Below are 12,905 nucleotides of genomic sequence, written 5' to 3'. Positions count from 1 at the left end.
GGTCAGCGCTTTCCGCCGGTGCTCTCGCCGCCGGGTCCCTCACCGATGTTGTTCATTTGCGACTTCAACGCGTCCACGCTGTCGATGTTTTCGCCCACGGTCTTCCTGGCCTTTCGCAGCTCCAGGAAGCGGCCCTCGGTGATGCCGTCGAAGGCGTCGGCGATGGCGTAGTACGACTGGACCAAGGATGCGACTTCACGACGGTCCCCCGGGTCCACCTCGTCGTGGAAGTCGTCATCGTATCCAGCCCAGATGGACGTACGCTCCAGGTCCGACTCGAATTTGGCCGCGGCGGCCCGTATGTCCTTGCCGAGCGCGCGGCTCTCGGCCATGAAGGCCTCGAGACGACCGGGATCGAGCTGGAAACTGTCTCCGTATCCGTAGACCATTGGCCGCTACCTCTTCTCCCCGTCCTCGGTGATCTCATCCCGCAGCTTGTCGCTCGCTCCGCGGCGTGCGGCCGCGCCCCGCTCAACGGTCTCCGTGAGCGGGCCGAAGATCTGGTCCCAGTCGACACCCGATCCCTCGACGTGGGGCCTGGCTCCCGGCGTCTCGGACAGCGGCTGAAAGGTGTTCAGCACCATCTGGGCCATCTCCGCCTGAGCCTGCTGGGCCGCCTCGATCACCGACGCCGACAGCTGAGCGGCGCCCATGGCGCGGTACTTGCCGTCCAGGAACTTCACCTCGCTGACCTGGCCCTGGGAATTGACGGTGACCTCCACGCTGCGGTCCCGGGAGCGCACCGTGGCCGAAGCCACGCTCAGCTGCTCTCGCGCGCGAGCCACGGCCTTCTGGGTTTCTTCCAGGTTGGCCACGGCCTTGGCCAGCCGGTCCTTGATCGATTCTTTCAACTCATTTCCTCCAGTGGAACTCGGCCCTCGTACGGGCTCGTTCAGCGTCCGATCACGGCCGGCGCGCCGCCCTCATCGGTACCCCAGACATCGTCGCCCTCCTCCGCCCAGGAGGACCGTTCACGGTCACCCGACTGGGTCTGCTGCTGGCCCGGACCGCCGGCACCGCCCATCGGCGGCATGAAGGGCATTCCGCCCGACGTGGTGGCCGTGCCGCGGCCCGCGACGGGGATCGTCTCCTCGTCCTGGTAGCCGCCCCTGCTGGTCTGCGGTGTGCTCCGCCGGGCGGTCATGGTCTGCCCGTCGTCCATCACGGCGCGGACGCGTTCGCCGTCGCTCGACGATCCGCCGCCACCCATGCCGCCCATGCGGCCGGGCATCATCGGCATGCCACCCGCGCCGTTGCCGGTGCCCATGCCGTACTCGGACGGGTCCATGGAGCCGGGGGTGTCGTCGAACAGCTCCTCCTCGTAACCCGAGCCGTCGTACGAGGGCGAGTACACCGAGTCGCCCGAGTTACCCAGTCCTGACGGGCCGCCGCCGAGGCCGGAGGGTCCGCCGAGTTCGCTGGGCAGGGTCTGGCCCGGGTCGATGGGGGTGGTGATCGTCGTGCCGTCGGGCTGGTGACTGGTGATCGTCCCCCGGTCCGGGTCCAGAACGCTGGAGCCGCCGTCAGGGAAATCGGTGGTGACGGTGCCATCCGGGTTGAGGGTGGTGGTGCTGCCGTCGCTGTTGGTGATCGAGTCCCCGGGGCGCAGGCTGTCGATGTCGGTCGAGCCGTCGGGCAGCGTCGTGGTGACATCGCCGCTGGGCAGATCGATGGTCCGGGACGTCCCGTCGGGGTAGTCCATCGTGACCGAGCCGTCGGGGTTGAGCGTGGTGGTGGCGGAGTCCTGCCCGAGCAGATCGCCGACGCCCGGCAGATCGCCGCCGCCGAGGCCGCGCGCATAGCGCTCCTCGGCCTCCTTCTGCTGCTGCTCGGCCTTCTGCTCGGCCGCGGCCTGCTTCTGCTCGGCCTCCTTCTCCTTCTGCTCCTGCTTGGCCTCCTGCTCCGCCTGCTTCTGTTCCTGCTCCTGCTGGAGCTGCTCCTGCTTGGCCTCCTGCTCGGCCTGCTTCTGCTCGGCCTTCTGCTCGGCCTCCTGCTGCTTCTGCTCCTGCTCCTTCTCCTTCTGCTCCTGCTTGGCCTCCTGCTCCTCCTGCTTGGCCTGGTACTCGGATTCGGTCTGGATCTGCTTCTGCTCCTGCTCCTTCTCCTTCTGCTCCTGCTTGGCCTCCTGCTCGGCCTGCTTCTGCTCCTGCTCCTTCTCTTTCTCCGCCTGCTTCTGCTCGGCCTCCTTCTCCTTCTCCTCCTGCTTGCGCTCCTGCTCCGCCTGCTTCTGCTCCTGCTCAGCCTCCTTCTGGGCCTGCTTCTGCTCCTGCTCGGCCTGCTTGCGCTCCTGCTCCTTCTTCTCCTGGTCGCGTTCCGCACGGGCCTGATTAGTGGCAACGATCTGCCGTTCTTCGGCTTCCTTCTCCTTCTGCTCCTGCTTCTGCTCCTGCTCGGCCTGCTTGGCCTCCTGTTCCTTCTCCTTCTCCTCCTGCTTGGCCTCCTGCTCCTTCTCCTTCTCCTCCTGCTTCTGCTCCTGCTCGGCCTGCTTGGCCTCCTGTTCCTTCTCCTTCTCCTCCTGCTTGCGCTCCTGCTCGGCCTGCTTGGCCTCCTGTTCCTTCTCCTTCTCCTCCTGCTTGGCCTCCTGCTCCTTCTCCTTCTCCTCCTGCTTGCGCTCCTGCTCGGCCTGCTTGGCCTCCTGTTCCTTCTCCTTCTCCTCCTGCTTGCGCTCCTGCTCCTTCTCCTTCTCCTCGGCCCGCTGCTCGGCTTCCTTCTGCTTCTTGTCGGCCCGCTCTTCGGCTGCCCTCTGCCTCTCCTCGGCCCGTTTCTCGGCTTCCTCGGCCTTCCGCTCGGCCTCCTTCTCCTTCTCCTCGGCCTTCCGCTCGGCCTCCTTCTCCTTCTCCTCGGCCTTCTTCTCCGCCTCCTCCTTCTCCTTCTTCGCGTCGGCCTTCTCCTTCGCGGCCTGGTCGATGTTGAACTTCTCCGTCAGGCTGACGGTCTCCGTCTCGATCTTCTTCGGGAACTTCTGATCGTTGATGGCGTTTTCGATGTCGATGAGAGCCTTCTTGCCGGCCACTTGGAGGACGTCCTTGACCGATTGCTGCCACCGCCTGATGGCCTCCTCACCGATCTTCTTCCAGGTGTCCTTGTCCTCCAGCGGGCCGTACTTCCTGTCACCGCCGTAGAAGCCGCCGAACTTCACATAGTGGTAGCCGCTGCTATAGCCATGAGGACTGTAAACCGGCTTGTAGCGGACCTTGGTAATGTTGTTGTGCCACACCTCCTTCGCCACCTCGCTCAGGATGTCAAGCAGCCAACGGAGCGGGTTTCCGGTCAAGGTGGCCCACGTGTCCCACTTGTCGTGCAGGCGCTGTGCGCTGTTCCGCACCTCCACGCGGTATGCCCGAAGGTCGTCGCCGTACTTCGAACCGGTTGCTCCGGATACCGGGAACTGCTCGTTGTAGGACTTGTAGTTGCGGACGAGCCCATGGATCAGGTCCTTGAAGACGCCGGCGGCCTGCCCCTTCCAGGCCGCCTCCTGCTTACCGAGGTCGAACTCCCAGTCCTGGAGATCCCGGTAGCGCTGCTGGAAGAACTGCGCGACCCGGTCGAACGCCTTGGCATTGTCCTCAAACGACTTCAGGTCTACCGCGTTCCCCTCACTGATGGGGAGGTCGTTCCATGAGTAGCCGGACGTGGTGTCGTGGTCCAGCAGTTGTTGCAGCGCCATACCACCGCCGAAGGCGTACTGCGAAAGGGCCTTGTTGCTCCAGACCGTGTCCTTGGACTGGCCCTCGAAGTCCTTCCCGAGACCGCTCTTGAAATCTCCGCCGTAGAACACTCCACCGGCCGGGGCGTCGCCCTTGCCCGAGCCGGTGGTGCCCAGCATCGTGATCCGGGCCTTCTTCATGACGACCTTGGTGTTCACGTCCGCGTCTCCGACCTTGCCGTGCTTGCCGGAGTAGAACGGGATCACGACGTCGGTGTTCTCGATGCGCCAACCGGAGCTTTTGTACAACCAGTTCAGGTCGTCGGACGCCTCGACAATGGCATTGGACGGCTCACCGTCGTAGTCGGAGAACTCGACCCTCATCATCGGGATGTCATCGTTCCCCAGCAGCGCCCCGAAGAGCATCTCGCGCTTGGGCAGCACCATCCCGGTCAGCACCTGGATCGCGGTGTGCCAGTAGTCATCCACGGAATCCGCTGGGTAAACGACTTTGTCGGCCACGGTGGGGGTCCTCCGATGCGCGGGTCAGGGCAAGATGAGGCGAACGGGTGAGGGGATTCAGTCAGTCTTCGTCGTCACCCTTGCCACCGCCGCCCTTTTTGCCGCTCATGTCGGAGTCCACATCCTCGAAGATGTCGAGGAATTCCTGACCCTCGATGTCCAACAGACTGCCCGCCTGCGTCGAGAAGAGGGTCTCGAGCGAGGTCTTCAGGTTGTCCGCGATGTCCTTGAAGAGCTTGCCCTGCTCTTCATAAATCGTCGTCAGGTCGGTAGCGGTCTTGGCGATGGCCTTGTTGAGCGCATCGCCCTTGCCGTGCAGATTCTCCTGCTTGAGCATGAGTCCGAGTCGCAGCGGTTTACTGAGCCCGTATGAATCGAACTGCTCGGGGGTGGTGTAGTCGGTGTCCCCGAGCAGCGAACCCATCGTCGGCCCGAGGGTCGGGTCATCCAATGCGATCTTGCGCAGCTCATCCTGGAACGGCACCAAACGGTTGTCCCGGAACGCCTCGAGTCCGGCCTTGTCCATGGACAGTTTGCCGGTCTTCGAATTCGGGTCTTCTGCCATGGCGAGTCTCCTTTGGTCGAGAGGGCGGGACGCGGCGGCCGCAGGGCGACGGCCGCCCGAGCCGGAGGGTCAGCGGCCGATCTTCACCGAGTCCCACATCTGGGTCAGCGACTGCTCGCTGTACTGGTAGTTCTCGGACACCGAGGTGAGCAGGGTGGAGTGCTTGGTCAGCAGCTCCTCCATGGCCTTGACCGCGTTGTCCCAGGACTGCTGCTTCTGGGCGTAGACGTCCTTGTCGTCACCGATCCAGCTGTTCTTCAGCTCGTTCAGCTCCATCTCCAGATTGGAGAGGGTGGTCGCGATCGCCTTGGTCTGGCTGATCATGTCGTCCGCGGCGTTGCCCATCTGCGAGTAGTCGACGTAGATGTAGCCGTCGGTGAAGTCGCTCATATACCTGTCCTCAGTCTCGCGTCGGATGCGAAGGGGGTTCCGGGACCGCTCGGGCTCAGCCGGCCAGGGCGTCGAAGACGGCGTCCGACTGGGCGTACGCCTGGTTGATGGCCTCGTTGGAGGACCCCTGCTGTTTGCCGTGCTCGGTGAGGGTCTGGTTGAGCGTTTCGATCATGTCCTGGACGTTGGTGAGGATGACGTCGGCCTTCTCCTCCCAGGCGGTGACCAGGTCCTTGAACGCCCCACCGTCACTGCCCTTGTAGTGGGCCATGAGGTTGTTCTTGGTGTTCTCGACGTCCTGGCGGCACTTCATGACGCCGCTGAACGCCATCTCCAGCGCCTGGACACCGTTCCGTGTCGCATTCTCCTCAGACTGCTGCATTCCGTTGACGGCCATGCGTAGCCCTCTCGTCGCTCGATCCGGGATGGCGATGCTACGAGCGGGTGGTTGCCTTTCGAGTAATCTGACTTGTCGTCAGATTGCTTTTCAGTTGTCGCGCTTGCTCTGCCAGGCACAACGCGGTGCCGTGACATCGGCGCGGCCCGTCTGGGCGGCCTTCGGGGACAGGTCGGGGCCGGAGGGCAGCATCGCCAGCATCAGCAACGGCATCTCCTTCGGTGTCGCGTCCTGGTAGCCCAGCGCTTCAACGGCGTCCGCGGTGGCCAGGCGGTACTTCACACCGGTTTCGGTGACCAGATAGAGCGTGCCGCCGACCTTGCCGCCGCCCGCGCCCACGGCGCGGACCAAAGCGCCGCGGCCCGGTGGCACGGTGATCCGGTCCACGGGCAGACACGCCGCCGCGGCCGCTCCGGAGGAGTGCTGGGCGACCGGGCCGAGGTCGGGTGCGGCCACCAGCGCCACGCCCACCCGGGTGCCCTTGCCCTGCGGCGTGACCCGCGCGCACAGCGTCTGATCCTGCGGAACCGCCACCGGCTTCGGCGGGTTCTCCGGCGACGCTCCAGGGCCCTTCTCCTCCCCGGCGCCGGGCGCCAGATGGCTCTTGAGTGCCTGGGAGGTCAGCGTGACGGGGGCCGGGGAAGCACCGCCGTACGCCTTCTGGCGGGTCTGCGGATCGCCGAGCACCAAGGCCACCTCGGTTGCGGTGAGCGGTGCCAGGCCGTCCCCGCGCAGCAGGTAGTAGCGCGCGCCGGCGCCCGGGACGGTCAGCTTGAAGACCTGCCCGACCCTGGTCGCCTGGCCCCCCAGCTCGGGCCCGGGGGTTCCGAGTCCGGGGTTGTCCGGCGGGGCGAGGTCGGGCCCGGCGGGCAGCGCGTTCAGGAAGGCGGCCGAGACCGGTACGGGGTTGGTGGAGGCGTATCCGAGCGCCTCCGGTGCGGCGGAGGCGCGGTCAAGACGCAGCCGGCTTCCCTGCCACAGCAGGTAGTCGGTACCGCCCGGAGCCGCCACCAGTACCCCTTGGTCCTTGCCGAGGGAGTCGCCGCCGGCGCCGTTGCCCACCGCCAGGGTGGTGATGGCATCGACCTTGCCCGTGGCGTCCTTCTCGGGGGTGGCGCACACCTGCCAGGGATCACCGGACAGATCACCGGCCCCGGGAATCTCGTCCGGCGCCCCCTCGATGCCGACCGGGGCCCCGTGCGGAGTGCCCTTGAGGGAACCCGCGCCCACGGTGGTGGTGGCCAGGTCCCCTCCGCCAAGGAGTTTCGCCGACGCGTAATTGCGCACCGGGCGGAGCCGGCCGCCCAGGAAGAGATAGCGGGCCCCGCTGTTCTTGTCCACGATGAGATCGCCCGAGGAACGCCAGGAATCCGTTTTGCCTGGGCTGATCAGGCCGATGACGAAGGCTCCGGCCGCCAGCAGGATGGCGATGATGATCCCGATGGCCACGCCGCGGTTCGTCCGTCCCTGCGGGCTTTCGGGCGCGTCGGGGTCGGAGCGCAGCATGCTGGAGGTCAGACGGCCCATGAGGAACATGTGGGCCTGGACCTGGTCGCGTTTGTTCTGCATCGGTAAAGGGCCTTTCGCAGCTATCCGTTGAGGGCGCGGAGCCAGCCGTAGACGCCGAGCACCCACAGCGACAGGGGCAGCAGGCTGATGGCCATGGCGGAGTGCAGGATTTCGGCCGCCCGGCCCCAGTACGGGACCAGCCGGCGGCCGGGCACGGTCCACGATGCGATGGCGATGGCGGCGGCGACCGCCAGCAGCCCCGCCGCCAGCAGCAACCGCCCACCCGGGGTGGTGGAGACGGCGGCGTCGTAGGCCAGGAGTCCGGCGCCCCATACGCCTGCGGCGACCAGTGACAGGCGCTGGAGGGTGTTGCCCAGGCCGCGGCTGTGCAGCAGCAGGAGCAGGGAGAGGGCCACGATGGTGAGGGTGGTGGGGAGGGTGAGGCGGTGGGCCAGGCCGTACTGGCAGGCCGCGCAGATGGCGGCGGTGGCGCCGTACAGACCGGTCATCCAGCCGTCGGCGACCACGGTGCGGGCGGCCACGGCGGAGGGTGAGTGCGGCTCGATCCCCTCCTGCAACTGATGGGCGTTGGTGGGCAGTGGTGGCATGCGCATCCCGGAGAGCCGGAAGGACATCGAGGGCACGAACGCCCCGAAGATGACCGCGACGAGGGCGAGCACTCCGGCCGTGTGACCTGGGCCGAGATCAGCGGTCATCATCAGCGCCCCCGCCAGCACAGCGGCCACCGCGACCGCGACCAGGGCCAGGAACAGCGAGGCGAAGGCGGCCGCGACGGCGACCGCGAGCATCGCGCCGCCCGCCGCCGCGGCACCGGCGGCCAGGATCCGGGAGCCCAGCATCTCGTAGTAGTTCGGCCCGCTCAGAGCCCCGCCGGGCAGCAGCCAGCCGGCCAGGCCGAAGTACGGCACGGCCGCGAAGCCCAGCGCGGCACCGGCCTCCGCGTCGCCGACGGCACGGCTGGCCGAACCGGCGCCCCCGAGCAGCAGCATCCCCGCGGCGGCCGCGGCCAGCGCACGCAGCTCACCGGAGGACCCCGGCACGGCGAGCGCGGCCAGACCGGCGGCGAGGGTGAGCATCAGCATGCTCAGGAGCGTTCTGCGGCTGATTTTCGGCGCCCACCCGAAGGGGCGGTCCTGCATGGTGGTGGCGATGCCGTCCACCAGGTCGTCCAGCACGACCTCGGGGAGGGAGTCGGTGCGCGGCCGCAGGTAGAGGGTCTCACCGTCGCGCAGCCCGATGGACTCCAGGCTGCGGTCCTCTTCCAGCGGCTGCCCGCCCAGCCGCTGGAGGATCCAGCCGCCGTGTTCCAGCCCCTTTTCGGCGAGATCGTCACCGGCGTAACTCACCAGGGTGGGCAGCAGATCAGCCACGGGTACGTCGGCGGGAACCGCCAGATCGATGGATTTGGCCGGCGCGTGCACCGTGACACGGCACAGACCTGCCGTTGCGCTCTCAGGCATGGGAAAACTCACGCTTCGTCGGGAGACTTTCGAGTCTCCGGGGAGGGCCGTTCGTTGGACGTGTGCGCGGTTGAGCTGCACACTACTTTGCTGAACGCCTGGTCGTGTGCGTCCGTCTGAGTGAACCGTAGAAACGGATCGTAGACTCTTCCCGTCCGGTCGGGGTTCCTGCCCCCGGACCGGCCGCGATGGCACGTGCCGTCTCTCGCACCTGCACGCTTGTCTCCCCCGTCCCGGCTGTCCTGTTGCCCAGGTCAGCGTCCATACCTCCGTCCCGTCCCCGAGTTGCTGTCGGGTACGGCCGGAAGGACAGCACCCTCCGAAGGAGACCACCCGCTTGAGTACCGTCCTGTTCCGCAGGCCCGCGCGTCGGCGCGGACCGGACATGCCCGAAGGGGAACTGAGCCTCCAGGAGCCGCCCACTCTCCCCGAGGTCACCCCCGACTCCTCCGCCATCTGGAACTACCTCCCCATGGCACTGATGTCGGTGTCCATGATGCTCATGTACATGAGGCCCGGCGGCTCCAGGAGCGGCGCCTTCATCTACCTCGCCCTGGGCATGATGGTCGTCTCCGCGGGCGCCATGATCCTGGGCCAGCTCGTCCGCCGCAGCAGCGAACGCAAACAGAAACTCAAGGGCGAACGGCGGGACTACCTGCGCTATCTGCGCCAGACCCGGCGCAAGGTCCGCGGCGCCGTGGCCGACCAGCAGCGCGCCCTGGCCTGGCGCCACCCCGCACCCGATGCCCTGTGGTCGCTGGTCGGCACCAGCCGGCTGTGGGAACGCCGTCCGGCCGATGACGACTTCGGCGAAGTACGGGTCGCGGTCGGCGATCAGAAACTGGGGCTGCGGCTCGCCCCGCTGTCCACCAAGCCGGTCGAGGACCTGGAACCGCTCAGCGCACACGCCCTGCGCAGCTTCATCCGCGCGTACTCCACCGTGCCCGAGCAGCCCATCGCGGTCTATCTGCGCACCTGGGCCCGGGTGCTGTTCCGCGGCGACGAGGAGCGCATCCACGCGCTGGCGCGGGCGATGGTGGCGCAGCTGGCCGTGGTCCACTCCCCCGAGGACTTGTGGATCGCGGTCTGCGCGGCCGATGAGCGGCGCGGCGAGTGGGAGTGGGTGAAGTGGCTTCCCCACAACCTCCACCAGCAGGAGTCCGACGGCGCCGGTTCGGTACGGATGGTCGTCTCCTCCGTCAACGAGCTCGACGATCTCCTCGGCGCCGAGTTCACCGAGCGTCCCCCGTTCGAGCCCGACGCCATGGCCGGGCGTGAGGAGCCCTACACCGTAGTCGTCCTGGACGGGGTCACGGTCCCGGGCGGACATCGGATGGAGGGTCCCGGCTTCCGCAACGCGGTCGTCCTCGACCTGGACACCTCGCTCACCTGGCGGCCCGGCCGGTCCACGCTCCGGCTCGACCTGGCCGAAGAGATCATGCGCCTGGTGCGCACCGACCGTGAGCGCAAGGAGCAGCACACTCCGCTGGGGCGGCCGGACCGGATGAGCATGGCCACCGCGACCTCACTGGCCAAGCGGCTCGCCCCCTACCGGATGGGCATAGCCCAGGATTCCTCCGAACCCCTGGCCGCCGACGTCGAGCTGACCTCGCTGCTGGGCATCCCCGACCTGCACCGTCATGAGCCGCCCTCGCTGTGGGAGCGGCGTACGGGGTCGGAGCGGCTGCGGGTGCCGATCGCGGTGGGCCCGGACGGAGCGCCGGTGGAGCTGGACATCAAGGAGTCCGCGCAGGGCGGTACGGGCCCGCACGGAATGCTGATCGGCGCGACCGGCTCGGGTAAAAGTGAGCTGCTGCGCACCCTGGTACTCTCGCTCGCGCTCACCAACTCGTCCGAGACCCTCAATTTCATCCTGGTGGACTTCAAGGGTGGCGCGACATTCCTGGGCCTGGACGAATTGCCGCACACCTCAGCGGTCATCACCAACCTCGCCGATGAGGTGGCGCTGGTTTCCCGTATGCAGGACGCCCTGCACGGTGAACTCATCCGCCGCCAGGAACTCCTGCGGGCGGCCGGTAACTACACCTCGGCACTGGAATACGAAAAAGCCCGGGCCGACGGAACACCGCTGAACCCGTTGCCGAGCCTGTTCGTCGTCGTCGACGAGTTCAGCGAACTCCTCGCTGCGCACCGGGAGTTCATGGAACTCTTCGTCATGATCGGACGCCTCGGGCGCAGCCTCGGCGTCCATCTGCTGCTCGCCTCGCAGCGGCTGGACGAAGGCCGCATGCACCAATTGGAATCCCACTTGTCCTACCGCATCGGTCTGCGTACCTTCTCCGCGATGGAGAGCCGCGGCGTCCTCGGCGTACCCGACGCCTACGAACTGCCGTCGCGTCCGGGTAGTGGTTTCATCAAGACCGGTGTGGAAGCGCTGACCCGGTTCCGCGCCGCCTATGTCTCCGGTCCTTACCGCCGCCGGAGCGGCAGCGCGCATCAGGCCCGGGTGGCCAGTCAGGTGGTGCCGTGGACGGCGGGCTGGGTGGTGCCCCGGCAGCTGCCCGACCTGCCCGAGAACGAGCCCGAGAAGCCCGACGAGGAAGAGGACGGTGACTCGCTGCTGTCGGTCGCCGTGGACCGCATGCGCCACGCCGGCCCGCCCGCCCACCAGGTCTGGCTGCCCCCGCTCAACAAACCGTCCCCCCTGGATGAGCTGCTGGCGCCGCTGGCGCCCGACACCGAGTACGGCCTGACCTGCGACCGCGCGCGGCGGGGACGGCTCACCGCACCGGTGGGCATCATCGACCGTCCCTTCGACCAGCGCCGGGACGAGCTGCTGGTGGACGTGTCCGGCGCCGGTGGCCACGTCGCCATCGCCGGCGGCCCGCAGAGCGGCAAATCCACCCTGCTCCGCACCCTCATCACCTCACTCGCCCTCACCCACACCCCCCGCGAAGTGCAGTTCTACTGCCTCGACTTCGGCGGCGGCACCCTGGCCGGACTCGCTCGGCTCCCCCACGTCGGCGGTGTGGCCGCCCGCATGGACAAGGAGCGGGTCGGGCGGGTCATCTCCGAAATCACCTCGCTCCTCGCGCACCGGGAGAAGTTCTTCCTCGACCACGGCATCGACTCCATGCCCACCCTCCGCCGCCGCCGGGCAGCGGGCGAGTTCCCCAACGAGGCGCACGGCGACGCCTTCCTGGTCATCGACGGCTGGTCCACCGTCCGCCAGGACTACGACCAGCACATCCAGACCTTCAACGCCATCGCCAGCCGCGGCCTCAACTACGGAATCCACCTCATCACCACCACCGCCCGCTGGGTCGAACTGTCCTCCGCCATCCGCGACCAGTCCGGCACCCGCCTCGAACTGCGCATGGGCGACCCCATGGACTCCGGCATCGACATCCGCAAAGCCGCCAAAGTCCCCCGCATCCCCGGCCGCGGCCTCACCCACGACTCCAAGCTGGATTACCTCGCCGCGCTGCCGCGCGTGGACGGGAAGCCGGACGCCGACGACCTCTCCGACGGCGTCGCCGACCTCGTGGCGAGGGTGCGCGAACACTGGACCGGCCCGTCGGCCCCGCCCGTGAGGATGCTGCCCACTCTGCTCCCGGCCGCAGAACTGCCCGCACCCGAGGGCGACTTGCGGGTACCGCTGGGCATGGGGGAAGAGCGGATGGACACCCTCTGGCACGACTTCACCACCAACCCCCACCTGATCGTCGTCGGCGACACCGAAAGCGGCAAAACGAACCTCCTGCGTCTGATGGCCAAAGCCATCACCGACCGCTACACCCCCGCCGAAGCCCGCATCATGGTCGTCGACTACCGCCGCGAACTCGTCGAGGCCATCCCCGACGACTACCGCCTCGGCCACGCCGTCTCCATCGACGCCCTCAAGGAGCTGGTCGACGGAGCGGCCCGGGCCGTACGCACCCGACTCCCCGGCCCCGAGATCGCACCCGCGCGGATGCGGCTGTGCGACTGGTGGACCGGACCGCGGCTGTTCGTCCTGGTCGACGACTACGACATGGTCGGCGGCGGCGGACCCCTCAACCAGCCCTTCTCACCCCTCATGGACCACCTCGCCCTCGGCTACGAAGTCGGCATGCACCTCATCGTCGCCCGCGCCGCCGCCGGAGCCGGACGCGGACTCAACGACCCCCTCATGCGACGCCTGCAGGAAGTCAACGCCCCCGGCATCCTGCTCTCCTGCCCGCCCACCGAGGGCTATCTCTTCAGCAACGTCAAGGGCCGCAACCTCATACCAGGACGCGGCACCCACATCACCCGCCGCAAGAAGGTGGAGGTCCAAACCGCCCTCCTCGCCCCGGACTCCGCAGGCCCGGAGCCGGTACGGCCGGGGTCCTGATGCCGGGGACCGGATACGCCACGGGTGCGGGGGAACGAGTCCCCCGCACCCGGCGCGAG

Annotated in this window: 9 protein-coding genes; 1 reads left to right on the top strand and 8 read right to left on the bottom strand. The window is 67.8% G+C overall.

Going from position 1 to position 12,905, the window contains the following annotated elements; all coding sequences use genetic code 11:
• Positions 1 to 2: 2 nt before the first annotated feature.
• From ACWDSL_RS09085 to eccD, 8 genes are all read right to left on the bottom strand, one after another.
• Positions 3 to 332 carry a hypothetical protein gene (locus tag ACWDSL_RS09085; protein WP_450483245.1) on the bottom strand — a complete coding sequence of 110 codons (330 nt, stop codon included), beginning with the start codon at positions 330 to 332 and terminating at the stop codon, positions 3 to 5.
• A gap of 63 nt (positions 333 to 395) precedes the next feature.
• Positions 396 to 851 (bottom strand): YbaB/EbfC family nucleoid-associated protein, encoded by a 456-nt coding sequence (locus ACWDSL_RS09080; protein ID WP_450483243.1) that lies wholly within the window; start codon positions 849 to 851, stop codon positions 396 to 398.
• 41 nt (positions 852 to 892) lie between these two features.
• Positions 893 to 4,168, bottom strand: a complete 3,276-nt coding sequence (locus ACWDSL_RS09075) for an AAWKG family protein (protein WP_450483241.1) — start codon at positions 4,166 to 4,168, stop codon at positions 893 to 895.
• A gap of 61 nt (positions 4,169 to 4,229) precedes the next feature.
• Entirely contained in the window at positions 4,230 to 4,733 is a 504-nt protein-coding gene (locus ACWDSL_RS09070; protein WP_450483239.1) for a type VII secretion system-associated protein, read from the bottom strand.
• Positions 4,734 to 4,802: 69 nt separating this feature from the next.
• Entirely contained in the window at positions 4,803 to 5,123 is a 321-nt protein-coding gene (locus ACWDSL_RS09065) for a WXG100 family type VII secretion target (protein ID WP_358632840.1), read from the bottom strand.
• Positions 5,124 to 5,178: 55 nt separating this feature from the next.
• Complete coding sequence (locus ACWDSL_RS09060; protein WP_450483237.1) at positions 5,179 to 5,520, bottom strand: hypothetical protein; 342 nt, start codon at positions 5,518 to 5,520, stop codon at positions 5,179 to 5,181.
• 90 nt (positions 5,521 to 5,610) lie between these two features.
• On the bottom strand, positions 5,611 to 7,089 hold the full coding sequence (eccB, locus tag ACWDSL_RS09055) for a type VII secretion protein EccB (protein WP_450483235.1): 1,479 nt from the start codon (positions 7,087 to 7,089) through the stop codon (positions 5,611 to 5,613).
• A gap of 20 nt (positions 7,090 to 7,109) precedes the next feature.
• Complete coding sequence (gene eccD / locus ACWDSL_RS09050) at positions 7,110 to 8,510, bottom strand: type VII secretion integral membrane protein EccD (protein WP_450483233.1); 1,401 nt, start codon at positions 8,508 to 8,510, stop codon at positions 7,110 to 7,112.
• 337 nt (positions 8,511 to 8,847) lie between these two features.
• On the opposite strand from eccD, the gene eccCa reads away from it, so the two are divergent.
• Positions 8,848 to 12,846, top strand: coding sequence for a type VII secretion protein EccCa (gene eccCa / locus ACWDSL_RS09045; protein ID WP_450483231.1), 3,999 nt, complete (start codon positions 8,848 to 8,850; stop codon positions 12,844 to 12,846).
• The last annotated feature ends 59 nt before the right edge of the window (positions 12,847 to 12,905 follow it).

This window comes from Streptomyces sp. NPDC000941 (assembly GCF_053599555.1).
Note: the sequence above shows the minus strand (reverse complement) of the source record. Positions and strands in the feature narration are given on the sequence as shown.

Bases quoted from the DNA above. Each gene is read 5' to 3' on its own strand.
- ACWDSL_RS09060 (WP_450483237.1), bottom strand. From the start codon at position 5,520: ATGGCCGTCAACGGAATGCAGCAGTCTGAGGAGAATGCGACACGGAAC.
- ACWDSL_RS09070 (WP_450483239.1), bottom strand. From the start codon at position 4,733: ATGGCAGAAGACCCGAATTCGAAGACCGGCAAACTGTCCATGGACAAG.
- ACWDSL_RS09065 (WP_358632840.1), bottom strand. From the start codon at position 5,123: ATGAGCGACTTCACCGACGGCTACATCTACGTCGACTACTCGCAGATG.
- ACWDSL_RS09085 (WP_450483245.1), bottom strand. From the start codon at position 332: ATGGCCGAGAGCCGCGCGCTCGGCAAGGACATACGGGCCGCCGCGGCC.
- eccB (WP_450483235.1), bottom strand. From the start codon at position 7,089: ATGCAGAACAAACGCGACCAGGTCCAGGCCCACATGTTCCTCATGGGC.
- eccD (WP_450483233.1), bottom strand. From the start codon at position 8,510: ATGCCTGAGAGCGCAACGGCAGGTCTGTGCCGTGTCACGGTGCACGCG.